We start from the raw sequence: 24,738 nt of genomic DNA on the forward strand, positions 1-24,738 counted from the left end.
TGCGAGGTTTGTACGGAGTTCGAGCGCTGCACGAAAGGCGCTCGTGCAACAAAAAACCCCTCGTGCCGCAAGGCAAGCGAGGGGAGCGCGCCGGTGAGGTCGCTGGGGATTCCGGATCTCCTCCGGTGGGTCCCAGCTCAGCCGACGCGCTGTCCAAGTACGAGAATTCGGGTGCGCATGGCACTGACCCTCCCCCCGACGCGCACCACGTGTCAAGTAGGTGGGACGGGAGTCTCAGAATGTGAACGAAGGGCACCGCCGCCTCCGAAGACAGCCGTAACACCCCCTGTGTACACCCCTGAGCGCCCCTGGGACTCGCTCACACTCCCCGCGAACGCCGGTTCGGCGGGGGCGTGCGGCACCGGGTAGTGGCCGGATCCGAGGGCCCGGCGCAGCCGGTACTCGTCCAGCGCCCCCGCGAACGCCATGCCCTGCCCGTGCGTGCAGCCCATCGCGCGCAGCGCGACGACCTGCTCCGGCAGGTCCACGCCCTCGGCCACGGACTGCAGCCCGAGATCGCCGGCGATCCGCAGCAGACCGCTGGTGATCTTGTGCAGCCGCGCGGACTCCACGACGCCCTCGACCAGGGTGCGGTCGAGCTTCAGGATGTCCACGGGGAGCCGTCTGAGCGCCGTGATGGCCGCGTAGCCGCTGCCGAAGCCGTCCAGCGCGATGCGCACCCCGAGCCGGCTCAGGGCGGTCAGCCGCCGCTCCAGCTCGTCCAGGGAGATCCGCGGATCGGTGTCGGACAGCTCCAGGACCAGCCCGCCGGGCGGCAGCCCGTGCCGGGTCAGCAGCGCCTCCACCGGGCCGAGCGGCATCGAGCGGTCCAGAAGTCGACGAGCGCCGATTCGCACCGCCACCGGCACGACGGTCCCGGTCGCGGCCCGCTCGGCGGCCTGCTGGACGGCCTCCTGCAGGATCCAGCGGTCCAGCTCGGCGGTCTTGTCGCCGTCCTCGGCCATCCGCAGGAACTCGGCCGGGGTGAACAGCACCCCCTGCGAGGAGCGCCAGCGCGCCTGCGCCGACACCGCCGTGATCCGGCCGCCGTCCAGGGACACCACCGGCTGGTGCAGCAGCGCGAACTCGCCGTCGTGCAGGGCGGCACGCAGCCGGGTGGCCAGCTCCGCCTTGCGTACGACGTCCTGCTGCATCTGCGGCTTGTACAGCTCGACGCGGCCCTTGCCCGCCGCCTTCGCGCGGTACATGGCTAGGTCGGCGTTGCGCAGCAGCTCGCCCGCACCGAGGCCCGGATCGGCGAAGGCGACGCCGATGGAGGCGTTGACCCGGACGTCGCTGCCGTCGATGGCGTACGGCTGGGAGAGGGTCACCCTGAGGCGGTCGGCGAGCTCCAGGATGTTCCGCTCCCGGGCGGCACGGTCGCGCGTGCCGTCCCCGACGATCAGGGCCGCGAACTCGTCGCCGCCCAGCCGGGACGCGGTGTCCGACTGCCGGACCGCGTCCTGGAGTCTGCGGGCGGCCTGGACGAGCAGCTCGTCCCCGGCCTGGTGCCCGATCGTGTCGTTGACGGCCTTGAAGCCGTCCAGGTCGATGAAGAGCACGGCCGTGCCCAGCAGGGCGGCGCCCCGGTCGGTGGCGCGGCGGCCGGAGAGGGCCTGCTGCACGCGCCGGGTGAACAGCGCGCGGTTGGGCAGGTCGGTCAGCGGGTCGTGCTCGGCGTTGTGCTGCAGCTGCGCCTGCAGGCGCACCCGCTCGGTCACGTCCCGGCTGTTGAAGATCAGGCCGCCGTGGTGACGGTTGACGGTCGACTCCACGTTGAGCCAACCGCCGCCGCCGGAGCGGAAGCGGCACTCGATGCGGGTGGTGGGTTCCTCCAGGGGGCTGGCGGCGAGGAAACGGCGCACCTCGTGCACCACGCAGCCCAGGTCCTCCGGGTGGATGAGGCCGGCCAGTTCGCTGCCCACCAGGTCCTCGGCGGGCCGGCCGTAGACCCCGGCGGCGGCCGGGGAGACGTACCGCAGGACGCCGTTGGGCGCGGCGATCATGATCACGTCGCTGGAGCCCTGCACCAGGGAGCGGAAGTGGTTCTCCTTCTGCGCCAGCTCCTGGGTGAGGGTGATGTTGTCCAGCAGCATGATGCCCTGGCGGATGACGAGCGCGAGCACGACGGCGCCCGCGGTGATCAGCACGACGTGGTCGGGTCGGCGGCCGTTGAGGACGTTGTACAGGATGCCCAGGGTGCACACGGCGGCGGCGAGGTACGGGGTGAGGGCGGCGAGGGAGCCGGTGAGCGGCCGGCCGGCCGGGTACCGGCTGTGCTCACCCGCGGGGGCGGGTACGGGCACGTGGTGATGGCTCGCGCCGCGCTGTCCGGGCAGGTGCTCGTGGACCACGCGCGTGTGCCCGTCGGGTACGTGCGCCTCCTGCGCGCCCTTGCGCCGGGGTGCGGCCCAGGGGGCGTAGGCGAGCAGCAGCGAACCGGCGAACCAGCCGGCGTCCAGCAGCTGGCCGGACCGGTAGCTGCTGTGCAGCAGCGGCGAGGTGAACAGCGCGTCGCACATCACGGTGAGCGCGAGCGCGCCGATCGCCGTGTTCACCGCGGTGCGGTTGCCCGGAGTGCGGCGGAAGTGCAGCGCGAGCACCATGCTGACGAGCGCGATGTCGAGCAGCGGGTACGCCAGCGACAGCGCGGTGTGCGCCACGCTCGGTCCGTCGAACCGGGCCGCCTGGGCGAGCGCGAGACTCCACGACAGGGTCAGCAGCGAGCCGCCGATCAGCCAGGCGTCCAGCGCCAGACAGATCCAGCCGGCCTTGGTCACGGGACGTTTGGCGAGCACGAGCAGGCCCACGATGGCGGGTGGCGCGAAGCACAGGAAGAACAGGTCGGCGTAGGAGGGGCTGGGCACGGGCCGTCCGAGGACCACCTCGTACCACCCCCAGACCGCGTTGCCGAGTGCCGCCATCGCCGAGGAGAGGGCGAACAGCAGCCATGCGGAGCGGAAGCGGACGCAGGGACTGCGGGCGTACAGGAAACAGGAGACGGCGGCGGCGCCCGCCGCGGCGCTCAGCCCGAAGTCCCCCATGAACAGCGCCACTTCGTTCGCACCCCAGTCGAACGCGGCTCCGACGGCGTAGGCCGCGCAGACCAGGGCGAGGACGAGTTGCTCCATCGTGCGGGTGCCCTCTCCGGCGGCCCGCCGACGGGGCGGCGGCACCTGCTGCGGATGCGGTGCGCGCACCGCTCCGTCGAGGGCGGTCGTCACCGAGGGCGGCGCACTCACCGGGGCCTCCCGGACTGCGTCGCTCCCGGGTCCCGACGGTCCCGGTGCGCTGGGTGTGCATGCCTCCTGCGGCCGCTGTGCCTGCGCTGGTGGTGGTTGTGGTGGCTGGTGTGGTGGCCGCGTCTGCGCGCGGCCGTGCGCCAGGGTCGCCGTCGGCGGCTCCGCCGCGTCGGATCGTTCGTCCATAGGCCGTGCATCGCCCGTCGCCCCCCTCACAAATCTGAAATGTCCATCCCCGGCGCCGAACGGGTCGGCGGCGCAGCCCCTGTCGGGACGATACACCAGGATCGTCACTCAGGGACATAGCTTCTCTACGCTCCGTGACGAGCGGCGGGGGTGGGGATACGCGCCGCGTCCGGGGGGTTGCGGAGGGTGCCGGGGGAGGGTCACGCCCCCGTCGTCAGGATCACGTTGCGCAGGGGCTCCTGGTTCACGAACCGGGTCAGCTGGTCGACCAGCAGCCGCTTCGCGCGCGGCAGGAAGGCCGAGCTCGGCCCGCCCACATGGGGGCTGATGAGCACGCCGGGGGCCTGCCAGAGCGGGTGTCCGGGCGGCAGCGGCTCGGGATCGGTGACGTCCAGGGCCGCGGCGAGCCGGCCGCTCTCCAGCTCCGCGAGCAGCGCCTTGGTGTCCACCACGGGCCCGCGCGCCACGTTCACGAGCAGCGCCCCGTCCCTCATCCGCGCCAGGAATTCGGCGTCCACCAGGCCCCGCGTCTGCTCCGTCAAAGGCGTGGAGAGGATCACGACATCCGCGTGCGGAAGCAGAGAGGGCAATTCGGTGAGCGGGTGCACCGGACCGCGCGCCGTGGTGCGCTCAGAGCGCGCGACGCGCGCCACCCGCGCAACCTCGAAGGGCGCGAGCCGGTCTTCGATGGCGGCGCCGATGGAGCCGTAGCCGACGATGAGGACGGACTTGTCGGCGAGGGCGGGATGGAACGCGCTCTGCCAGCGCTCCTGCTGCTGGGCGCGGACGAACCCGGGGACACCGCGCAGGGAGGCGAGGGTCAGGGTGAGCGCGAGCTCGGCCGTGCTCGCCTCGTGCACCCCGCGCGCGTTGCACAGCCGCACGCCCGGCCTGATGTCGGACAGCCGCGCCGTGACGTCGTCGACGCCGGCCGTGAGGGTCTGGATGACCTGAACGCCGGTCAGCTGCTCCAGCGGACGCACCCGCACCGGCAGGGGCTTCATGTACGGCACCACGTACACGACGCAGTCCGCCGGGTCGCCGGGAAAGGGCTGGTCACCGTCCTCGCCCCCGTCCCAGAACAGGTACCGGGGCCCCTCGGGCAGCCCTTCGATCTCTTCCGGCGCTACGGGAAGCCACACATCAGTACTCATGGCATGGAGGCTATGTCAGGTACGCGCGCGTGCAGAGGTTAGGTTGGGGGCCGGGCAGAGGGAGGTTCACGAGCAGGTGGAGCGCAGGACGATCGGCGCGGGGGCGCTCGCGGTGGGGGCCGTCGGACTCGGGTGCATGCCGATGAGCTGGGCGTACAGCGGGTCGCGGCAGCGGGGCGACGAGTCGCTCAGGACCGTGCACCGGGCGCTGGACCTGGGCTCCGACCTCCTGGACACGGCGGACATGTACGGCCCCTTCACCAACGAGCTGCTGCTGGGCCGGGTGCTGAAGGAACGGCGCGCGGACGCCTTCGTGTCCACGAAGGTGGGGCTTCTGGTGGGCGAGCAGCACATCGTGGCCAACGGCCGTCCCGGGTACGTGAGGCGGGCCTGCGACGCGTCGCTGCGGCGCCTGCAGACGGATGTGATCGACCTCTACCAACTGCACCGCGCCGACCCCGAGGTCCCCGTCGAGGAGACCTGGGGCGCGATGGCGGAGCTGGTGCAGGCCGGCAAGGTGCGGGCGCTGGGCCTGTGCGCGGTGGGGGCGCGCGGCGGCCGCCGATCCGGGGCCGGACTGCACGACGGGACCCTGCGCCAGCTGCAGCGGGTGCAGCAGGTGTTCCCGGTGGCCGCGGTGGAGGCCGAGCTGTCGGTGTGGTCGCCGGAGGCACAGCGGGCGCTGCTGCCGTGGTGCGCGGCGCGGGGCGTGGGTTTCCTCGCGGCGATGCCGCTGGGCAACGGCTTCCTGACCGGCACGCAGACTCCGGGCGAAGGCTTCGAACCGGACGACGTCCGGGCCCGCCACCCCCGCTTCACGGCGGAGATGATGGCGGCCAACCAACCGATCGTCGCGGGCCTGCGCCGGATCGCGCGCCGCCACGGAGAGCACGTCACCCCGGCCCAGGTGGCGCTGGCCTGGGTCCTGGCCCAGGGCCGCCATGTCGTCGCCCTCCCGGGCACGAAGCGGCAACGCTGGGCCGTGGAGAACGCTGCGGCGGCCGGCCTGCGGCTGACCGAGCAGGACCTGGCGGAGGTGGCCGGGCTGCCGGCGGCGCAGGGGTCGTGGGACTGACGTCGCGCGGCGTCCGGACGGTCCGACCGACGGCGGAGCGGCACCGGACCGACGGCCCGGGACGGCGGGACCGAGGGGTTTCCGGGTCGGTTCCGGCGGATCGGGAACCCGGGCGGGACGGGCGGTGTGGGGAGAAGTAGCACATGCCGGTGGATCGCCGCTTCGAAGGGATCATGATCGTGCAACGACGAGCTGTGTCGGCCGTGTTGGCCGCGGCCGCCCTCCTGCTGACGGCCGGCTGCTCCGCCGAGGGAGGCGGATCCCCGAGCGGCATCGGGACGTCCACGGGGGCGGCGCCGGGCACGGCCCCCGCCGGCCGGGCCACCGAGCCGGCCCCGCCTGCCAGGGGATCGGTGACGGTGCTGCGCACCGTGGCCGAGGGCCTGAAGACACCGTGGGGGCTGGCGCCGCTGCCCGGCGGGGGTCTGCTGGTCTCCTCCCGCGACGACGGCACGATCGTCCGGATCGACGGGAAGACGGGCCGCAAGACCGTGCTGGGCAAGGTCTCCGGGGTCCTCCCGGCCGGCGAGGGCGGTCTGCTGGGCATCGCCCTCTCTCCCGGCTACGCCTCGGACCACATGATCTACGCCTACTTCACCTCCGCCTCGGACAACCGCATCGTCCGCGTGCTCTACGACGAGCACAAGCCGGCCGGTGAGCAACTGGGCGCGCCGGACACGGTGTTCAAGGGCATACCGAAGGGCGTCATCCACAACGGCGGCCGGATCGCGTTCGGCCCGGACGGCATGCTGTACGCGGGCACCGGCGAGAGCGGTGAGCGGGGACTGGCCCAGGACAAGAAGTCGCTGGGCGGAAAGATCCTGCGGCTGACCCCGGAGGGCGAGCCGGCTCCGGGCAATCCCTTCCCCGGCTCCCCCGTGTACTCGTACGGCCACCGCAACGTCGAGGGCCTGGCCTGGGACGACCGGCAGCGCCTGTTCGCCTCGGAGTTCGGCCAGGACACCTGGGACGAGCTCAACGCGATCAAGCCCGGCGGGAACTACGGCTGGCCGCGGGCCGAGGGCAGGTCCTCCGACGCCGCCTTCCAGAACCCGATCGCCCAGTGGCACCCCGACGTCGCCTCCCCCAGCGGCATCGCCTGGGTGAAGGGCGTGATCTGGATGGCCGGCCTGAGGGGCCGGCGCCTGTGGCGGATCCCGCTCAAGGGCACCGAGGCCTCGGCGGCGCCCCAGGCCTTCCTCACCGGCCGGTACGGCCGGCTGCGCACGGTGGTCGCGGCGGGCGGCGACAAGGTGTGGCTGGTGACGAGCAACACCGACGGCCGGGGCCGGCCGGAGAAGGGGGACGACCGGGTGCTGGAGCTGGAAGTGAGGTAGCGGCCGCCGGACCGCTCACCCCTCCTCGCCGCCCTCGTCCGGCCGCTGCCCCGGCCCCGCCTCGGCGGGCGGTGGTCCGGGAAGGCGTATCACCGCCTTCCCGGACGCCAGGTCTATCGGCCCCCGGCCGGGGTCGTTGTCACCGACGTCCTCGCGGGTCAGTTCCAGGCGGTTCTGTTCCTCCCTGGTGTGTTTGCGACCGGGCGCGAACAGTTCCTCGAAGGCGTCGAACACGTCCCTCCCCCGCTTTCTCCCCCTTGTGCCTTTTCTCCAGCGTAGGTCTCAGCCCGCCGTTCCGGCAGTGAGCGTCGCGGCCGGGAACAGCCCCAGCCGGTGCGCCACCGCCGCCGCCTCCCCCCGGCCGGCGACGCCGAGCTTGCTCAGGATGTTGGACACGTGGACGCTCGCGGTCTTCGGTGAGATGAACAGCTCCTCGGCGATCTGACGGTTGGTACGGCCCGCCGAGACCAGGCGCAGGACGTCCCGCTCCCGGTTGGTGAGGCCGAGCGCGGCCGCGGGGTCGGCGGCGAGGGCCTGCCGGGGTCCACGGCTCAGGGTGAGCCGGGCGCGCTGGGCGAGCCGGGCCACGGCGTCGGCGAGGGAGTGCGCGCCGAGGTGGGCGGCGACCGCCCCGGCCAGCCGGAGCAGCTCCGCCGCGCGCTCGCGTTCGTCGTCACCGCCTTCGGTCAGGAGGGCTCCGGCGAGGCGGTGGCGGACCCGGGCGAGCTCGTAGGGGCGGTCCAGGCACTCGAAGGCGGAGATGACCGGTGACCAGTCGTCGGCGGTGTCCGTGCCCTGTGCACGGCGCAGTTCGGCGCGGGTCCACTGTTCGTAGGCCCGCCAGAGCGGGGCGCCGGTGGTGAGGTTCCGTACGGCCTCGGTGAGGCGGTCGAGGATCCCGGCACGGCCGGGGGCGGCCGCGGGCAGGGTGCGGGCCTCGGCCTCCGCAGTGGCCGCGGCCCGCAGCAGCGGCCAGCCGTAGCGCTGGGTGCCGGGCGGGAATCCGTCGTCCAGCGCCCGGATCAGTTCGGCGCGCTCGTCGGCGACGCGGCCCTCCTCGGCGGCGACACCGAGGGCGATCCGGGCCAGCGGCAGGGAGTGCTGGGGCATGGGGTCGTGGGTGCCGTAGTGGGCGCGGGCGGCGGCGAGTTGCCGGTCCGCCTCGGCGAGGTCGCCGCGGGCCAGGGCGAGGTGCGCCAGGCGCAGGGCGCCCGCGCCGCGGGCCTTGACGCTGTGGCCGACCCGGGTCGCGCGGGCGGCGGTCTCGGCGGCCTCCGCCCAGTCGCCGAGCGAGTACAGCGCCTCGGACAGGTTGCCCCGTATCCACGCCTCGGAGTCCAGCAGCCCGTGGGCGCGGGCGAAGGCGACGCCCTCGCGCAGCAGGGGCACGGCGTCCCGGTCACGGCCGAGGCCCTGCAGTTGGGAGGGGAGGTTCACATAGGCACGGCCCGCGACGTGGTGCACACCTTCCGCGAGGGTGTCCCGGAGCACCTGCCGCAGCTCCGCCAGGCCTGTCTCGGTGTCGCCGGAGTCGACCTCGAGACAGGCGAGGGTGAGGCGGGCGTGCAGTTCGATGTGGCGGGCGCCGACCATGCGCGCGTACTCCACGGCGCGCTCGGCGGCGGTGAAGGCCTCGGGTCCGGGCCGGTGCAGCATGGACCAGTTGGCGGCGACGGCCAGCACCTCGGCGTGCACCTCGGACGGGGGCAGTCCGCGCACCAGGTCCTGGGCGGTGGCCAGTTCCTGTCGGCCGTCGCCGCGGGCCTGGGCCTGGACGAGCCGGGAGCGCTGCACCCAGAACCAGGCCGCGCGTACGGGGTCCGGCTCGTCCTCCAGGAGGCGCAGCGCCCGCTTGGTGATCTTCAGTGCGCGTTCGCGTTCACCGCCGAAGCGGCCCGCCACGGCGGCCTCCGCCATCAGGTCGAGATAGCGCAGCGGCGTGGTGGCCGGGTCGCAGCCGCACGGCGGGTAGACCTCGGTGTAGTCGACCGGGCGCAGGGCGGAGCGCACCCCCTCCGGGGCGCTGTCCCACAGCTCCATCGCCCGCTCCAGAAGCCCGAGTTGCTCGGTGTAGGCGTGTCGGCGACGGGCCACGACCGAGGCGTCCAGGACGGCGGGCAGGGCCTTGGCGGCGTCGCGGGCGTGGTACCAGTAGCTGGCGAGGCGCATCACGCGCGCGTCGGCCGGGACGAGCGTGGGGTCGGCCTCCAGGGCCTCGGCGTAGCGGCGGTTGAGCCGGGAGCGTTCGCCGGGCAGCAGGTCGTCGGCGACGGCCTCGCGGACCAGGGAGTGCCGGAAGCGGTAGCCGTCGCCGGCCGGGGTGACGGTGAGGATGTTGGCGCCGACGGCGGCCCGCAGCGCCTCGATGAGATCGTCCTCGCCGAGCCGGGTCACGGCGGCGATCAGCCGGTACTCCACGGTGGAGCCGCCCTCGGCGACGATGCGGGCGACCCGCTGGGCGCTCTCGGGCAGCGCCTCGACCCGCACCAGGAGCACGTCGCGCAGGGAGTCGGTGAGGCCGGTGCGGCAGCCGTCGCAGGAGGCGACGGCGAGTTCCTCGACGAAGAAGGCGTTGCCGTCGGAGCGTTCGAAGATCTCGTCGACCTGGGCGGGGTCGGGTTCGGCGGCGAGGATGCCGGCGATCTGGCGGGCGACCTCCTCGCGGGTGAAGCGGGCGAGTTCGACCCGGCGGACGGTGCGCAGCCGGTCGAGTTCGGCGAGCAGGGGGCGCAGCGGGTGGCGGCGGTGGATGTCGTCGGAGCGGTAGCTGGCGAGGACGAGGAGCCGGCCGGCGCGCAGGGTGCGGAAGAGGTAGGAGAGGAGGTGACGGGTGGAGGCGTCGGCCCAGTGCAGGTCCTCCAGCACGAGCACGACCGGACGCTCGGCGGCGATCTGTTCCAGCAGCCGGGCGGTGAGTTCGAAGAGGCGGGCCATGCCCTGCTCGTCGTGCCCGCCGGCGCCGGCCTCGCCCAGGTCGGGCAGGAGGCGGGCCAGTTCTTCCTCCTGTCCGCGCGCGGCGGCGGCGAACTGCTCGGGCAGGGCGTCGCGCAGCGCGCGCAGCGCGGTGGAGAAGGGGGCGAACGGCAGCCCGTCGGCGCCGATCTCCACACAGCCGCCGACGGCGACGACCGCGTGCCGGCCGGCGGCCGCGGCGAACTCCTCGACGAGGCGCGTCTTGCCCACGCCGGCCTCGCCGCCGAGCAGCAGCGCCTGCGGCTCGCCGACGCGGGCGCGGGCGAGCGCGTCGTTCAGGGTGTTCAGCTCGTCGGTGCGGCCGACGAACACGGGACTCACGGACCTGGTCTCCACGGGCCCGAGCATCGCACGAGGTCCCGATGGCGGGGCACCGGTTTTCCACAGCCCCGGTGTGATCGTCGCACCGGTGACCGGGAGGGTGGTGGCAACGGACGGAAGGGTCGTACGACCGGGGTGGGCAGTCGTACGACCCTGGTCCGGAAGGCCCGGAGGGCGGCCGGCCCCCGTACGGCCGCCCTCCGTCCCGGCCCTCTCCGTCGGTCCGGTGTTCACGCGGTGCGCGGAATCCGGTGCCGGCGGGGTCGGTCGGTATGGGACTCCGCGGCCGCCCCGCCGTGGCCGGCCGATTCCGCCTGGCGGGCGGCACGGCGGGCCCGGGCGACCTCACGGGCCAGGCGCTGCTGCTCGGCCTCGAGGATCAGCTGGGCGGAGCGCATCTTGTGGTACTCGATCTCGATCACGGCGTGCCCTTCGAGGAGATTCGGTGTCGTGCGTCGCTTTCCGCGATGCCTCCACCTTCGTCTCCCAGGGGGGTGCGCCACATCGGGAGAGTTCCGCATCTTCGGGCGCCGTACGGGCCGCACGCGCGCGTAAGGGGCCTCAGGGAGTCCGCAAGGTGCTCATGGATTCCCTAAGGCCCCTTGGGACCTGCGGTTTTCTCAGCCGGTCGAGGGCAGGGCGAGCAGGGCGTCGGAGTACTTCAGGGCGGCCAGCAGCAGGCCGATGACACCGAGCGAGACACCCGCCCAGGCGACGGACTTGATCCAGGGGGCCTGGACACGGCCCGGAGTGCCGAAGGCGGGCCGGGCGAGCACGACCACGCCGGTGAGCAGCGCGGCCAGCGCGAACAGGCCGGCCCACAGGGCGGTGCTGTGCCAGGCGTTGCCGTACACCGCCTTGATCTGCGTGGCGACGCTCGCGGTGGAGGAGGTCCGCAGCTGGCCGATGAGCTGCTCGCGGGCGCCGGCGACGGTGCCGATCCAGCCGCCGCTGAGCGAGACGAGGCCCAGTGCGGCGGACACCACGGCCCCGGCGCCCTGACCGACCCCGGAGGGCACCTTCTCCTGTGCGGGTTCCCGCTCCGCGGCCTCCTCCTCAGTGGCCTCCTCATCGCCGGTGTCCCCCTGCCCGGGGTCCTCCTCGAGAGCCTCCGCCTGCGCGGCCTCCTCCTCGGTGGTGGCGGCCTCCACCGCCGTGTCCTCGCGCTGCGCCGCGGTACCGGCCTCGGCGCCTTCCTCTGTCTTCGTAGCCATGCCCGGCACCGTACGGACGTTGTCTGAGAGGTCCCTTAATGATCGCTGTGCGCGCTGCGCGCGCGTGCCTCGCGCCACTCGGGAGCGAGCAACGACCAGACCTCGGTGCTGGCGCGCACGCCCCGGTACGGGTAGTTCTCGCGGAGCACGCCCTCGCGGGTCATGCCGAGCCGCCGGGCCACGGCGATACTGGGCTCGTTGGCCGTGGACGCGAACCACTCCACGCGGTGCATGCCGCGCTCCTCGAAGGCCCACTCCAGCAGCACCCGCATGCCCCGCGTGACCAGCCCACGCCCGGCCGCCGAGGGCTCCAGCCAGCAGCCGGCCTCGCACACCCCGCTCGCGGTGTCCCACACCCGGAACAGCAGACCGCCGACGAGCTTGCCGTCCAGCCAGATCCCGTGCAGGCTGCCGGCGTCGGCGCCGCGCTTGTCTGCGTACGACTTCAGGTAGGCGCGGGCGGAGTCCAGGTCCGTGATCACGTCCGGCAGCCCGATGTGCCGGCCGATGAACTCGCGCCCCCGGTCGATGTCGGCGAGGAGCTCCACGGCGTGCCAGACCTCCAGGGGCCGCAGCTCGGCGCCGTCGTCACCCAGGCATATCGCGTACATCGCGCTGCTCTTCCTTCCGCAGTTCCTCGACCGAGACCCTGCCGAGCCTCTCATGCGCGGTGCGGCACTCGGGCGGCTCGATGCTGACGTGGGGCAGCCGGCGGTCCAGCCAGGGGGGCAGCCACCAGTTGGCGGCCCCGAGCAGGTGCATCAGCGCGGGCACCAGCAGGGTGCGCAGGACGAAGGCGTCCACGGCGACGGCCGAGGCCAGCGCTATGCCGAACATGGCGATCACCCGGTCGCCGCTGAGCACGAAGGCGAGGAAGACCGAGATCATGATGATCGCGGCGGAGTTGATGACCCGGCTGGTCTCGGCGAGGCCCACGCGGACGGCGCGCCGGTTGTCGCCGGTCTCCAGCCACTCCTCGTACATCCGGCTGACCAGGAAGACCTGGTAGTCCATGGACAGCCCGAAGAGCACCGACACCATGATCACGGGCAGGAACGGCTCGATGGGCCCGGCCCGGCCGAGGCCGAGCAGTTCGCTGCCCCAGCCCCACTGGAATACGGCGACGACGATGCCGAACGCGGCGGCCACGGCGGCGATGTTCATCACGGCGGCCTTCAGCGGGATGCCGAGCGAGCGGAACGCGACGAGCAGCAGCAGACAGCCGAGCCCGATGACCGCGCCGACGAACAGGGGCAGTTTGCCGACGATCACATCCGCGAAGTCGTCGTAGCCGGCGGTGACTCCGCCGACCTGGATGTCGAGGGAGGTGCCGGCCTCCGCCCGGGGCAGCACCTTCGTGCGCAGCCGCGCCACGAGGTCGCTGGTGTCCTGCGACTGCGGCGCGGAGTCGGGCACGACCGTGAGGTAGGCGGTGCCACCGCCGGTGGCGTAGGTGGCCGGGGTGACGGAGGCGACGTCCGGGGTGGCGCGCAGGGTGGTGTCGAGGTTGTCCAGGGCGAGCCTGTCGGCGGCGCCGTCCACCCGCGTCACCAGCGTGAGCGGCCCGTTGACGCCCGGTCCGAAGCCCTCGGCGAGCAGGTCGTAGGCCTTGCGGGTGGTGGAGGTACGGGGATCGTTGCCCTGGTCGGAGGTGCCGAGGTGGAGGGAGAGGGTCGGCAGCGCGAGCAGGGCGATGACGGCGACGGCGAGCGAACCGAGCAGCTTGGGGCGGCGTTCGACCAACGCGGACCAGCGGGCGGCGAAGCCGGTGGGCAGCTCCGGGCGCGGCCCGTGCTCGACGAGCCTGCGCCGCTCGCGGCGGCTGAGGGCGCGGGGACCGATGTACGACAACAGGGCGGGCAGCAGGGTGACCGACGCCGCGACGGTGAGCAGGACCGTCAACGATGCGGCCACGGCGACCCCGTTGAGGAAGCTCAGCCGCAGTATCAGCATCCCCAGCAGGGCGATGCACACCGTCGCACCCGCGAAGACGACGGCGCGTCCGGTGGTGGACACGGCGTTCACGGCGGCCTCGGTGACACTCAGGCCGCGTTTCAGTCCGCGCCGGTGCCTGGTGACGATGAACAGCGCGTAGTCGATGCCGACGCCGAGGCCGATCAGCATGCCGAGCATGGGGGCGAAGTCGGCGACGGTCATGGCGTGTCCGAGCAGCCCGATGCCGGAGTAGGCGGTGCCGACGCCGACCAGCGCGGTGGCGATGGGCAACGCCGAGGCGGCGAGCGAACCGAAGGCGAGGAACAGCACGACGGCCGCGACGAGCACGCCGACCACCTCGGCGGTGTGTTCGCGCGGGGACGCGGTGAGCCCGATCGCGCTGCCGCCCAGCTCCACCTGGAGCCCGTCGCCCGCCGCGGCCTGGGCGGTGCGCACCACGGCCTGCGCCTCGGACCGGCCGATGTGCTCGGCCGACTGGGTGAAGGTGACGTTGGCGTAGGCCGTACGGCCGTCGGCGCTGATCCGCTGGGCGCCCTGGCTGCCGTAGGGGCCGGTCACCGACGCCACGCCGGGCAGGGAGGCGATCCGGTCCATGGCGCGGGTCATCGTCTGTTCGACGTCGGCGGCGCGGACGGTGCCGGTGACGGTGTGCCAGACGACGGTGTCGCTGTCCCCGCCCAGCCCCGGGAAGCCCTCCTCGAGCAGCTGTGTGGCGCGGCCGGCCTCGGTGCCGGGGACGTCGTAGGCGTTCGAGTACGACGATCCGGCCACGGCGGCGGCCGCGGTGACCCCTCCGAAGGCGAGGAGCCACAGCAGCACGGCGATCAGCCGGTGCCGGACACACCAACGCGCGAGGTCTGCCACGAACGTGCTCCCAGAAGACGATTTGTGGATCTTTGGCCGGGAACGATCGTTCATAAACTGAACAGCCCGCAAAGAAGGTATGTGCAACCGCAGAACACTGTTGCAGGCGAAAGTGATCGTTTGCCGCGATCGTGGTGTTATTCACAGGAGTGGGAGGGACATCACAGGACACTCCGGCGAACTCTGTCGCCCCGACCGCCACTTCGGGCTTATGCCGTCCTTACGACTACGGCCCCGGAAGGCGTGCCTTCCGGGGCCGTACGGGTACGAGGCGCGGGCCTCAGCCCTCGCTCACGCCCAGCTGCTCGAGGATCAGCTCCTTGACGCGGGCCGCGTCGGCCTGGCCGCGGGTGGCCTTCATGACCGCGCCGACCAGGGCGCCGGCCGCGGCCACCTTGCCACCACGGATCTTGTCCGCGATGCCCGGGTTGCCGGCGATGGCCTCCTCGACGGCGGCGGTCAGCGCGCCCTCGTCGGAGACGACCTTCAGGCCGCGCTTTTCCACGACCTCGTCCGGGGTGCCCTCGCCCGCGAGGACGCCCTCGATGACCTGCCGGGCCAGCTTGTCGTTCAGGTCGCCCTTCGTGACCAGCTCGGTGACCCGCGCGACCTGCTCCGGCGTGATGGCCAGCTCGTCCAGCGCCGTGCCGGACTCGTTGGCGCTGCGCGCGAGTTCGCCCATCCACCACTTGCGGGCGGAGGCGGCGTCGGCACCGGCGTCGATCGTGGCGACGATCGGGTCCAGCGCACCGGCGTTCAGGATCGCCTGCATGTCGGTGGCCGAGATGCCCCACTCGGCGAGCAGCCGGGTGCGACGGACCAGCGGCAGCTCGGGCAGCGCCGCGCGGATCTTCTCGACCCACTCGCGCGAGGGCGCGACCGGGACCAGGTCGGGCTCCGGGAAGTACCGGTAGTCCTCGGCCTCCTCCTTCACGCGGCCCGAGGTCGTGGACCCGGTGTCCTCGTGGAAGTGGCGGGTCTCCTGGACGATCGTGCCGCCGCCGGAGAGCACGGCCGCGTGGCGCATGATCTCGTAGCGGGCCGCGCGCTCCACCGAACGCAGGGAGTTGACGTTCTTGGTCTCGGAGCGCGTGCCGAACTTCTCGCTGCCCTTCGGCATCAGCGACAGGTTCACGTCGCAGCGCATCTGGCCCATCTCCATGCGGGCCTCGGACACGCCGAGGGCACGGATGACCTCGCGCAGCTCACGGACGTAGGCCTTCGCCACCTCGGGGGCGCGCTCGCCGGCGCCGACGATCGGCTTGGTGACGATCTCGATGAGCGGGATGCCGGCGCGGTTGTAGTCCAGCAGGGAGTGGGACGCGCCGTGGATACGGCCGGTGGCGCCGCCGACGTGCGTCGACTTGCCGGTGTCCTCCTCCATGTGGGCGCGCTCGATCTCCACGCGGAAGGTCTCGCCGTCCTCCAGCTGCACGTCGAGGTAGCCGTTGAAGGCGATCGGCTCGTCGTACTGGGAGGTCTGGAAGTTCTTCGGCATGTCCGGATAGAAGTAGTTCTTCCGGGCGAAGCGGCACCACTCGGCGATCTCGCAGTTCAGCGCGAGACCGATCTTGATGGCGGACTCCACGCCGGTCGCGTTGACGACCGGGAGCGCGCCGGGCAGGCCGAGGCAGGTGGGGCAGGTCTGCGAGTTGGGCTCGGCGCCCAGCTCGGTCGAACAGCCGCAGAACATCTTGGTCTTGGTGCCGAGTTCGACATGGACTTCGAGGCCCATGACGGGGTCGTACGACGCCAGCGCGTCCTCGTACGACACCAGGTCGGTCGTGGTGGTCACGGTGAAAACTTCCCTCTCAGCCCAGCAGGACGTCGTCGTCGCCCAGCCGCTTCAGCTCGCGGTAGAGGATCGCGAGGCCGGTCACGATCGCCACGGCGGAGACCGTGGCGTCGACCAGCCGCAGCGTGTCGTGCTCGGCGCGGGCCTTCTTGATCTGCTTGGCGACACCGAACGCGCCGAACGCGGTGGTGGCCATCGACAGGTACGTACCGGACCTGGACTTCTTGAAGTCCTTGGCCTTGGACAGCTTGCTCACAGCGACGGAGCCTCCTCCAGCAGCGGGTGACCCCACTTTTCCACGAAGGCGGCCTCGACGGCGGCGCCCACCTTGTACAGGCGGTCGTCCTGCATCGCCGGGGCGATGATCTGCAGGCCCACCGGGAGGTTGTCCTCCGGGGCGAGGCCGCAGGGCAGGGACATGGCCGCGTTGCCCGCCAGGTTGGTCGGGATGGTGCACAGGTCCGCGAGGTACATCGCCATCGGGTCGTCGGCGCGCTCGCCGATCGCGAAGGCGGTGGTCGGGGTCGTCGGCGAGACGATGACGTCGACCTGCTCGAAGGCCTTCTCGAAGTCCCGCGTGATGAGCGTGCGGACCTTCTGCGCGGAGCCGTAGTAGGCGTCGTAGTAGCCGCTCGAGAGGGCGTACGTGCCGAGCATGATGCGGCGCTTGACCTCGGGGCCGAAGCCGGCCTCGCGGGTGAGGGAGGTGACCTCCTCGGCCGAGTGGCCGCCGTCGTCGCCGGTCCGCAGGCCGTAGCGCAGGCCGTCGAAGCGGGCGAGGTTGGAGGAGCACTCGGACGGCGCGATCAGGTAGTACGCCGACAGCGCGAGGTCGAAGGACGGGCAGTCCAGCTCGACGATCTCGGCACCCAGCTCCTTCAGCAGCTCGACGGACTCGTCGAAGCGCTGGATGACGCCGGCCTGGTAGCCCTCGCCGCGGAACTGCTTGACCACGCCGACGCGCATGCCCTGCACCGAGCCGTTGCGGGCGGCCTCGACGACCGGCGGGACCGGGGCGTCGATGGAGGTGGAGTCCATCGGGTCGTGACCGGCGATGACCTCGTGCAGCAGGGCCGCGTCCAGGACCGTACGGGCGCAGGGACCGCCCTGGTCGAGGGAGGACGAGAACGCGACCATGCCGAAGCGGGAGACCGCGCCGTACGTCGGCTTCACGCCGACCGTGCCGGTGACGGCGGCCGGCTGGCGGATGGAGCCGCCGGTGTCGGTGCCGATGGCGAGCGGGGCCTGGAAGGCGGCGAGGGCGGCGGAGGAGCCACCGCCGGAGCCGCCGGGAATCTTGGTGAGGTCCCACGGGTTGCCGGTCGGGCCGTAGGCGCTGTTCTCGGTGGAGGACCCCATGGCGAACTCGTCCATGTTGGTCTTGCCGAGGATGACCACGTCGGCGGCCTTGAGCCGCTTGGTGAGCGTCGCGTCGTACGGCGGGATCCAGCCCTCGAGGATCTTCGAGCCGACGGTCGTGGGCACGCCCTCGGTGGTGAAGATGTCCTTGAGCGCGAGCGGGACGCCGGCCAGCGGGCCGAGCTTCTCGCCGCGGGCCCGCTTCTCGTCCACGGCCCTGGCCTGGGCGAGGGCACCCTCGCGGTCGACGTGCAGGAAGGCGTGCACCTTCTCGTCGACGGCCTCGATGCGGGCGAGGTGGGCCTCGGTGACCTCGACGGCCGTCAGCTCGCCGGAGGCGATCTTCTCGGCGATCTGTGCGGCCGTGAGCTTGATGATGTTGCTGTCCGTCATGGTGGTCACTCCTCCCCCAGGATCTGCGGCACCTTGAAACGCTGCTGCTCCTGGGCCGGGGCGCCGGACAGCGCCTGCTCGGGGGTGAGCGAGGGACGGACCTCGTCCGCCCGCATGACGTTCGTCAGCGGGAGCGGGTGCGAGGTCGGCGGTACGTCTTGGTCGGCGACCTCGCTGACGCGGGCGACCGCGCCGATGATGTCGTCCAGCTGTCCCGCGAAGTGGTCGAGTTCTTCGGGCTTCAGCTCCAGACGCGCCAGCCGGGCGAGGTGGGCGACCTCCTCGCGCGTGATGCCAGGCATGCAGCGATCCTCTGGGGTGAGTGTGTGGTTTGGGGCCGGGGGCCGGCATCACATGTCCGCCGTCCGCCCGGAGGGTGGCAGGCGGAAATGTGACGCCAGTCCCCAATCCTATGGGGCGGGGCCGGATGGCCGTGAAACGGTTTCCCGGCCCTTCGCCCGTCAGGCCCGGTGCCCCTCCCAGACCTCACTGCGCAGGAAGTGGTTGTCGTACAGCTCCTGCACTTCCAGGAGGCTTTCCGGGGTGGCCTCGCCGACGGCGATGCGCCGCAGGTGACGGAAGTACTCGAAGCGCTCGACGCCGGGCGTGATCACGATGAGCAGATCTGCGTCGGCTCCCGGTACGGCCGCGAAGGCGTGCGGCTTGCCGGGCGGGACGACGACGAGGTCGCCGGGGCCGGCGGTGACGACGTCCTCGCCGGAGAGGATGTCGGCAGCGCCGTCGAGCAGGAAGAACATCTCGGCGGAGTTGTCGTGCCAGTGGGGCTTGGCACCGTCGGCGCCCCCCGTGAGGGTGACGCGCTGGGTGGACAGGGCGCCGCCGGTCGCGCTGCTGTCGGCCAGCAGACGCACGGTGGTGGGCGCACGGCCGACGACCTCGGCTTGGGCCTCACGGACGATCACGGACTCGTCGAACTTCGGCACGAACAGCGACATGGTGGATCTCCCCTGTCGGATTCGGTCAGGCCGCGAAGAGCAGGCCGGCGCTGATCAGTACAACGACCGCGGTGGCGAAGTGGATCCCGAACGCGACGGCCTTCGTGCCGCCGTTGCGCAGGACTATCAGCGTGTCGAGCAGCGGGACGAGTGCCACGCAGACCATGAACCAGGCCTCGGCGCGGGCACCGACGCAGGCCAGCAGGACCAGGCCCAGCACTCCGAAGGCACCGTCCCGCAGGCCCTTGACCGACAGATACGCGCGGGCGTCGCCGCCGGGGTCGGCCGGGACGCCGTAGCCGGCCGCGGCCGGGCCGGGCTGGAACCAGAACCGGTAGCCGAGGAACACACAGAACAGGTCGAGCAGGACGGCCAGGGTGTACGCGGTGACGGTCATGGAATCTCCCCCTGTGGACTCTAGCAACGCTAGGAATGAGAGCCAAGCTAGCAGAGCGCCGACAGGAACACTAGCGCCGCTAGGATTCCTGCATGCCGATCCAGACGCGCCGGGAGCGCGCACGAGCGGAACGTGAGCTGCTGATCGTGACGGCCGCGCGGGAGCTGGCCGAGGCGGCGGGCTGGGACGCGGTGACCACACGGCGGCCGGCCGCCGAGATCGAGTACAGCCAGCCCGTCCTCTACAGCCACTTCAAGGGCAAGGACGCGATCATGGCGGCGGTCGCGGTGCAGGGCTGCGCCGACCTGGCCGCCGAGCTACGGCGGGCGCGGACGGCGGCACCGGGCACGCGGGAGGCACTGGCGGCGGTGGCGGAGACGTACACGTCCTTCGCCCAGCGCCGGCCGGCCCTCTACGACGCGATGTTCACCCACCCGGGGGACCTGCCCTTCGCCACGGAGCAGGCACCGGCACCGCTCCAGGCCTTCGGCGAGCTGCTCGTCGTCGTGGTCCCGATCACGGCCGAGGGCGAGGACGCCGGCCTGCTGACGGAGACCTTCTGGGCCGCGCTGCACGGGTTGGCGACGCTGATGAGGAGCGGAAGGTTGCCGGAGGAGGCGCGTGAGAAGCGCCTGGCCTTGCTGATCGGACACTTCACGGGCGGCTGAGCGCGACCGGTGAGGCCCAGGGCGGGATCAGCGCCCCGTAAGGGCGCGTGGACCGCGCGGGCACCCCAGGACGACCCGCACCCGCCGAAGCCGACCGGGCCACGGCGAACACCCACCGCCGGCCGAGTCGCACGGGCGGGCGGCCGGGAGCACTACTCGGCGGCGGGCAGCGCGGCGCGCGGCCGCTGCCACCCCCGGGAGCCCCGCGCCCGCAGCCACGCCGTCGTCTCCTCGGGCGGCATCGCCGCGGCGACCAGCCACCCCTGCACGGCGTCACACCCCAGGTCGCGCAGCCGCTCCCACGTCTCGTCGTCCTCCACGCCCTCGGCGACGACCAGCAGCCCCAGGGAATGCGCGAGATCCACCGTGCAGCGCACGATCTCCGCGTCCTCGGCGTCGACAGCGAGCCGCGCCACGAACGACCGGTCGATCTTCAGCTCGCTCACCGGCAGCCGCCGCAGATTGACCAGCGACGAGTACCCGGTGCCGAAGTCGTCCAGCGACATCTTCACGCCGTGCCCGGTCAGCCCCGCGAGGGTGTCCGCGGCCCGCTGCGGGTCCTCCAGCAGCACGTGCTCCGTTATCTCCAGCTGCAGGGCCCCCGGGGGGACCCCGTGCCGGGCCAGCCGGGCGGCGACCGACCCCGCGAACCCGGGCGTGTGGACGTCGCGCGGGGAGACGTTGACGGCGACCGGGACGCGCAGCCCCTGCGCCCGCCACTTGGCGACCTGCCCGAGCGCGGTCTCCAGCACGTACTCCGTCAGATGCGGCATCAGCCCGGAGGACTCGGCGATCGCTATGAACTCGTCCGGCGGAACCTTCCCGCGCTCGGGATGCACCCACCGCACCAGCGCCTCCAGGCCGGCGACCTGTCCGTCGAAGCGGACCTTGGGCTGGTAGTGCAGCTGCACCTCGTGCGCGTCCAGCGCCCGGCGCAGATCGCCCAGCAGACCGAGCCGGTCGGGGGTGTTGGAGTCCCGCTTGGACTCGTACACCTCGACGCCCGTACGGTCCCTTTTCGCCTGGTACATCGCCACGTCCGCGCGCCGCAACAGGCCCTCGGCGTCCAGCGCGTGGTCCGGGAAGACGGCCACACCGGCGCTGGCCTCCAGGACGAGGGTGAGCCCGTCGAGGTCCAGCGGGGAGCCGAGCGCGGCGACGAGGCCCCGGGCGAGGCGGGTGGCCGACGTGGTGGAGTCGGCGACGGGCAGTAACACGGCGAACTCGTCGCCCCCCAGCCGCGCGGCCTCCGCTCCGCGCGGCAGGGCGAGCCGCAGCCGGTCGGCTATCTGCAGCAGCAGCCGGTCACCGGCGAGATGACCCAGGGTGTCGTTCACCGACCGGAACCGGTCGAGGTCGATCAGCATGAGGGCGGAGCGGGCGCCGATGCGTTCGGCGTCGTCCAGGGCCGTCCAGATCCGCTCCAGCAGCCACTGCCGGTTGGGCAGCCCCGTCAGCGGGTCGCGCAGCTGCTCCTCGGCACGCGCGCGTGCCATCCACAGGGTGGAGTCCAGGGCGATGAGGGGGATGGCGAACAGCGGGAGCAGGATGGGCTGGGCGTCGGCGACGACACACAGCAGCGGTGCGATGCCGAGCAGCGCGACGGCGAGCAGGCCCTGTCTGACCAGGGCGGTGCGGGCCACGGTGGGCACGCGCCTGCCGCGCGGGGCTGACAGGTACCACTGCAGGCCGCGGCTGACCGCGAGGTAGGCGCCGGCGGTGAGGACGATCTCGGGCGCGGTGGCGACGCTCCAGCTGTCGGGCCGCCAGGGCATCTCGACGCTGGGGACGCGGCCGAACGCGCCGAGCAGCAGCGCGCCGGCGCCGATGCCGAGGATGTCCACCGCGCCGTGCAGGACGCCCTGCCGCCAGCGGTGGCGCCGGGCGATGCCGACCAGGACGACGACGGTGAGGCTGACCATGCCGGCGGGCACCCAGCCGTACAGCAGCAGGACGGCGAGGGTGAGGGCGGCGCCCGAGCCGGTGCCGCCCCACCAGCGGGCGCGGCCCAGCATGACGAGGTGGCCGACGATGACGCCGGTGAGCAGGGCCAGCGACCAGCCGACGGTGCCGCTCGGGAAGAGGGCGTGGTGGCCGCTGAAGGCGCGGTAGAAGCCGGCGCCGAGGACGAAGGCGGCGGCGGCCACGACGACGACGGGCAGGGTGGGCCAGGACAGGTGCCGTTCGGGCTCGGCGCCGGTCAGGGCGGGGGCGGGCTCGATGGCCAGGGGTATCGGCGGGCGGGCGTCGGCATCGGTGCCCGGTCCGGCCACGCGGGCCCGGCCGCCCGTGCGCCCGTGGCCCCGCCCCGTCCACCGGGTCGGCCGCAAGGTGCATGCACGGCGGCGCAGACGCAGCCATGAGTCCGGGGCGACGCTCTCGGTCGGTTCCATTCCCGTCCCTCTCACAGCCGGCGGTGCCCACGCCACGCGGCCCGATGTCCGACACCCATCAGCAGCTCCGCGTTGAAGAAACCTTCCCCGCGCGCCGGGAGCGCACGGGGATGCCCCAACCGCAGCTGGGCACGGCAGGTGCACAGCTCAACAGTAGGCCGCGGAAGGCTTCCACGGGCACCGGTCGTCGACGGTTGCCCGAATGCGCCCGGGCCACCCGTATGCAACTGATATGCGCCGATCGGGTGGCCTTCAACCGCTACTCCCCGGTCGGAAGCGCGACTTCGGCCGCCGCTTCGGGACCCTGCTCCAAGAGGACGCCGAAACCGTCCTCGTTCAGCACCGGAACCTTCAATTGCATGGCCTTGTCGTACTTCGACCCCGGGTTGTCGCCCACGACGACGAACGAGGTCTTCTTGGACACCGATCCGGTCACCTTCGCGCCCCGGCTCTGCAGTGCGTCCTTGGCGCCGTCCCGGGTGAAGTTCTCCAGGGTGCCGGTGACCACGACCGTGAGCCCCTCCAGCGGGCGCGGGCCCTCGTCCTCCCCGGACGCCTCCTCCTCCAGCGGGACCCCCGCGTCCTTCCACTTGCGGACGATCTCGCGGTGCCACTCCTCGGCGAACCACTCCTTGAGCGCGGCGGCGATGATCGGACCGACACCGTCGGTGGTCGCGAGCTCTTCCTCCGTGGCCTGTTCGATGCGGTCGACGGAGCGGAACTCGCGCGCGAGGGCCTGCGCGGCCACCGGACCGACGTGGCGGATGGACAGGCCGTTCAGGAACCGGGCCAGCGGACGCCGCTTGGCCGCCTCGATGTTCTCCAGCAGGGCGAGGGTGTTCTTCTTCGGCTCGCCCTTCTGGTTGGCGAAGACCGTGACGACCTTCTCCTCGCCCGTCTTGGGGTCGCGCTTGGGCAGACCGCTGTCGGGGTCGAGGACATAGGCCTTGATGGGCAGCAGCTTCTCCACCGTCAGGTCGAACAGGTCGCCCTCGTCGACCAGCGGCGGGTCGGCCGGCTCCAGCGGGCGGGTCAGCGCGGCGGCGGCCACCGCACCGAAGTGCTCGATGTCCAGGCACTCGCGGCCCGCGAGATAGGAGACCCGCTCGCGCAACTGGGCCGGGCATGTACGGGCGTTGGGACAGCGCAGGTCGACGTCGCCCTCCTTCATGGGCCTGAGCGGGGTGCCGCACTCGGGGCACTCGCCCGGCATCACGAACTCCCGCTCGCTGCCGTCCCTGAGGTCGACCACCGGGCCGAGGATCTCGGGGATCACGTCACCCGCCTTGCGCAGGACCACCGTGTCCCCGATGAGGACGCCCTTGGCCTTGACGACCGCCTGGTTGTGCAGCGTGGCGAACTCCACCTCGCTGCCCGCGACCGTGACCGGCTCGACCTGGGCGTACGGCGTGACCCGGCCGGTGCGGCCGACGCCCACCTTGATGTCGACGAGCTTGGTGTTGACTTCTTCGGGCGCGTACTTGTAGGCGATCGCCCAGCGCGGCGCCCGTGCGGTGGAGCCGAGGCGGCCCTGGAGGCGGATCTCGTCCAGCTTGACGACGACGCCGTCGATCTCGTGCTCCACGGAGTGGCGGTTCTCGCCGTAGTACGCGATGAACTGCCGTACCCCGTCGAGGTCGTCGACCACGCGGTTGTGCGGGGAGGTGGGCAGGCCCCAGGTCTTCAGCAGGTCGTAGGCCTGGGAGAGGCGGGTCATGCCCGTGAAACCCTCCAGGGCGCCGATGCCGTGGACGACCATGTGCAGCGGGCGGGTGGCGGTGACCCGCGGGTCCTTCTGGCGCAGCGAACCGGCGGCGGCGTTGCGGGGGTTGGCGAACGGCTTGTCACCGGCGGCGACCAGGCGCTCGTTGAGTTCGAGGAACCTCTCCATCGGGAAGTAGACCTCGCCGCGGATCTCCACGAGGTCGGGCACCTTGTCGCCCTTGAGGCGGTCCGGGATCTCCGCGATCGTCCGGACGTTCGGGGTGATGTCCTCGCCGGTGCGGCCGTCGCCCCGGGTCGCCGCACGCGTGAGCCGGCCGTGCTCGTACGTCAGGTTGACCGCGAGGCCGTCCACCTTCAGCTCGCACAGGAAGTGGTACTCCTGATCGCCGAGTTCGCGCGCGATGCGCTCGGCCCAGGCGGCCAGTTCCTCGTCGTTGAAGGTGTTGTCGAGCGACAGCATGCGCTGGCGGTGCTCGACCGCGGTGAACTCCGTCGCGTACGAGCCCGCGACCTTCTGGGTCGGCGAGTCCGGCGTGCGCAGCTCCGGATACCGCTCCTCCAGGGCCTCCAGAGTCTTCAGCAGCTTGTCGAACTCGGCGTCGCTGATGACGGGAGCGTCCTTCACGTAGTACCGGAAGCGGTGCTCCTCGATCTGCTCAGCGAGCTGCGCGTGCTTGTCACGTGCCTCGGCGGGCACTGCCGTCTCCGCCTGCTGCTTGTCGCCGGCCAC

General features: G+C 72.4%; 19 protein-coding genes. 3 read left to right on the top strand and 16 right to left on the bottom strand.

Features of this window, described 5'->3' with window-relative positions; all coding sequences use genetic code 11:
* Positions 1-212: 212 nt before the first annotated feature.
* Both AB0L59_RS17700 and AB0L59_RS17705 read right to left on the bottom strand, forming a co-directional pair.
* Positions 213-3,242, bottom strand: coding sequence for an EAL domain-containing protein (locus tag AB0L59_RS17700; RefSeq protein ID WP_365584128.1), 3,030 nt, complete (start codon positions 3,240-3,242; stop codon positions 213-215).
* A 386-nt stretch (positions 3,243-3,628) separates the two neighbouring features.
* Positions 3,629-4,582: a 2-hydroxyacid dehydrogenase gene (locus AB0L59_RS17705; RefSeq protein ID WP_365584129.1), complete on the bottom strand. Its 954-nt coding sequence runs from the start codon at positions 4,580-4,582 to the stop codon at positions 3,629-3,631.
* Between the two features lie 76 nt (positions 4,583-4,658).
* Here AB0L59_RS17705 and AB0L59_RS17710 point away from each other — a divergent pair, with 76 nt between their 5' ends.
* Positions 4,659-5,657 (top strand): aldo/keto reductase, encoded by a 999-nt coding sequence (locus AB0L59_RS17710; protein WP_365584132.1) that lies wholly within the window; start codon positions 4,659-4,661, stop codon positions 5,655-5,657.
* Between the two features lie 173 nt (positions 5,658-5,830).
* A complete protein-coding gene (locus AB0L59_RS17715; protein ID WP_365584373.1) occupies positions 5,831-6,994 on the top strand; it encodes a PQQ-dependent sugar dehydrogenase in 1,164 nt (387 codons plus the stop codon).
* A 15-nt stretch (positions 6,995-7,009) separates the two neighbouring features.
* Here the strand turns inward: AB0L59_RS17715 and AB0L59_RS17720 are convergent, their stop codons facing one another.
* The 12 genes from AB0L59_RS17720 to AB0L59_RS17775 form a co-directional block, all read right to left on the bottom strand.
* Positions 7,010-7,228, bottom strand: coding sequence for a DUF6191 domain-containing protein (locus AB0L59_RS17720; RefSeq protein WP_365584135.1), 219 nt, complete (start codon positions 7,226-7,228; stop codon positions 7,010-7,012).
* A 48-nt stretch (positions 7,229-7,276) separates the two neighbouring features.
* The gene (locus tag AB0L59_RS17725) at positions 7,277-10,315 is read right to left on the bottom strand and encodes an AAA family ATPase (RefSeq protein ID WP_365584137.1); all 3,039 of its coding nucleotides are present in this window, start codon (positions 10,313-10,315) and stop codon (positions 7,277-7,279) included.
* A gap of 203 nt (positions 10,316-10,518) precedes the next feature.
* Complete coding sequence (locus tag AB0L59_RS17730) at positions 10,519-10,710, bottom strand: hypothetical protein (RefSeq protein ID WP_365584140.1); 192 nt, start codon at positions 10,708-10,710, stop codon at positions 10,519-10,521.
* A 198-nt stretch (positions 10,711-10,908) separates the two neighbouring features.
* Positions 10,909-11,502: a hypothetical protein gene (locus tag AB0L59_RS17735; protein ID WP_365584142.1), complete on the bottom strand. Its 594-nt coding sequence runs from the start codon at positions 11,500-11,502 to the stop codon at positions 10,909-10,911.
* 35 nt (positions 11,503-11,537) lie between these two features.
* The gene (locus AB0L59_RS17740) at positions 11,538-12,113 is read right to left on the bottom strand and encodes a GNAT family protein (RefSeq protein ID WP_365584144.1); all 576 of its coding nucleotides are present in this window, start codon (positions 12,111-12,113) and stop codon (positions 11,538-11,540) included.
* On the bottom strand, positions 12,091-14,322 hold the full coding sequence (locus tag AB0L59_RS17745) for an MMPL family transporter (RefSeq protein WP_365584145.1): 2,232 nt from the start codon (positions 14,320-14,322) through the stop codon (positions 12,091-12,093). The genes AB0L59_RS17740 and AB0L59_RS17745 overlap by 23 nt, the downstream gene beginning before the upstream one ends.
* 280 nt (positions 14,323-14,602) lie before the next feature.
* Positions 14,603-16,117 (bottom strand): Asp-tRNA(Asn)/Glu-tRNA(Gln) amidotransferase subunit GatB, encoded by a 1,515-nt coding sequence (gene gatB / locus AB0L59_RS17750; protein ID WP_365584147.1) that lies wholly within the window; start codon positions 16,115-16,117, stop codon positions 14,603-14,605.
* Positions 16,118-16,133: 16 nt separating this feature from the next.
* On the bottom strand, positions 16,134-16,373 hold the full coding sequence (locus tag AB0L59_RS17755; protein WP_365584150.1) for a hypothetical protein: 240 nt from the start codon (positions 16,371-16,373) through the stop codon (positions 16,134-16,136).
* Positions 16,370-17,869 carry an Asp-tRNA(Asn)/Glu-tRNA(Gln) amidotransferase subunit GatA gene (gene gatA / locus AB0L59_RS17760; RefSeq protein ID WP_365584153.1) on the bottom strand — a complete coding sequence of 500 codons (1,500 nt, stop codon included), beginning with the start codon at positions 17,867-17,869 and terminating at the stop codon, positions 16,370-16,372. The genes AB0L59_RS17755 and gatA overlap by 4 nt, the downstream gene beginning before the upstream one ends.
* Before the next feature lie 5 nt (positions 17,870-17,874).
* The gene (gene gatC / locus AB0L59_RS17765) at positions 17,875-18,171 is read right to left on the bottom strand and encodes an Asp-tRNA(Asn)/Glu-tRNA(Gln) amidotransferase subunit GatC (protein WP_006130840.1); all 297 of its coding nucleotides are present in this window, start codon (positions 18,169-18,171) and stop codon (positions 17,875-17,877) included.
* Positions 18,172-18,330: 159 nt separating this feature from the next.
* A complete protein-coding gene (locus tag AB0L59_RS17770; RefSeq protein ID WP_365584155.1) occupies positions 18,331-18,825 on the bottom strand; it encodes a cupin domain-containing protein in 495 nt (164 codons plus the stop codon).
* 25 nt (positions 18,826-18,850) lie between these two features.
* Positions 18,851-19,222 carry a DUF4267 domain-containing protein gene (locus AB0L59_RS17775; protein WP_365584157.1) on the bottom strand — a complete coding sequence of 124 codons (372 nt, stop codon included), beginning with the start codon at positions 19,220-19,222 and terminating at the stop codon, positions 18,851-18,853.
* A 92-nt stretch (positions 19,223-19,314) separates the two neighbouring features.
* On the opposite strand from AB0L59_RS17775, the gene AB0L59_RS17780 reads away from it, so the two are divergent.
* A complete protein-coding gene (locus AB0L59_RS17780; RefSeq protein WP_365584160.1) occupies positions 19,315-19,890 on the top strand; it encodes a TetR/AcrR family transcriptional regulator in 576 nt (191 codons plus the stop codon).
* 152 nt (positions 19,891-20,042) lie between these two features.
* On the opposite strand, the gene AB0L59_RS17785 is transcribed toward AB0L59_RS17780, so the two are convergent.
* On the bottom strand, positions 20,043-22,283 hold the full coding sequence (locus AB0L59_RS17785) for a bifunctional diguanylate cyclase/phosphodiesterase (protein WP_365584163.1): 2,241 nt from the start codon (positions 22,281-22,283) through the stop codon (positions 20,043-20,045).
* Between the two features lie 259 nt (positions 22,284-22,542).
* A complete protein-coding gene (gene ligA / locus AB0L59_RS17790; RefSeq protein ID WP_365584165.1) occupies positions 22,543-24,738 on the bottom strand; it encodes an NAD-dependent DNA ligase LigA in 2,196 nt (731 codons plus the stop codon).

Origin of the sequence: Streptomyces sp. NPDC052109 (genome assembly GCF_040680195.1) — a bacterium.
In the GTDB taxonomy this organism is placed as follows: Bacteria; Actinomycetota; Actinomycetes; order Streptomycetales; family Streptomycetaceae; genus Streptomyces.

Coding starts and splice junctions, on each gene's coding strand:
- AB0L59_RS17705 (WP_365584129.1), bottom strand. CDS start 4,582: ATGAGTACTGATGTGTGGCTTCCCGTAGCGCCGGAAGAGATCGAAGGG.
- AB0L59_RS17715 (WP_365584373.1), top strand. CDS start 5,831: ATGATCGTGCAACGACGAGCTGTGTCGGCCGTGTTGGCCGCGGCCGCC.
- AB0L59_RS17725 (WP_365584137.1), bottom strand. CDS start 10,315: ATGCTCGGGCCCGTGGAGACCAGGTCCGTGAGTCCCGTGTTCGTCGGC.
- AB0L59_RS17735 (WP_365584142.1), bottom strand. CDS start 11,502: ATGGCTACGAAGACAGAGGAAGGCGCCGAGGCCGGTACCGCGGCGCAG.
- AB0L59_RS17740 (WP_365584144.1), bottom strand. CDS start 12,113: ATGTACGCGATATGCCTGGGTGACGACGGCGCCGAGCTGCGGCCCCTG.
- gatA (WP_365584153.1), bottom strand. CDS start 17,869: ATGACGGACAGCAACATCATCAAGCTCACGGCCGCACAGATCGCCGAG.
- gatC (WP_006130840.1), bottom strand. CDS start 18,171: ATGCCTGGCATCACGCGCGAGGAGGTCGCCCACCTCGCCCGGCTGGCG.
- AB0L59_RS17770 (WP_365584155.1), bottom strand. CDS start 18,825: ATGTCGCTGTTCGTGCCGAAGTTCGACGAGTCCGTGATCGTCCGTGAG.
- AB0L59_RS17775 (WP_365584157.1), bottom strand. CDS start 19,222: ATGACCGTCACCGCGTACACCCTGGCCGTCCTGCTCGACCTGTTCTGT.
- AB0L59_RS17780 (WP_365584160.1), top strand. CDS start 19,315: ATGCCGATCCAGACGCGCCGGGAGCGCGCACGAGCGGAACGTGAGCTG.
- AB0L59_RS17785 (WP_365584163.1), bottom strand. CDS start 22,283: ATGGAACCGACCGAGAGCGTCGCCCCGGACTCATGGCTGCGTCTGCGC.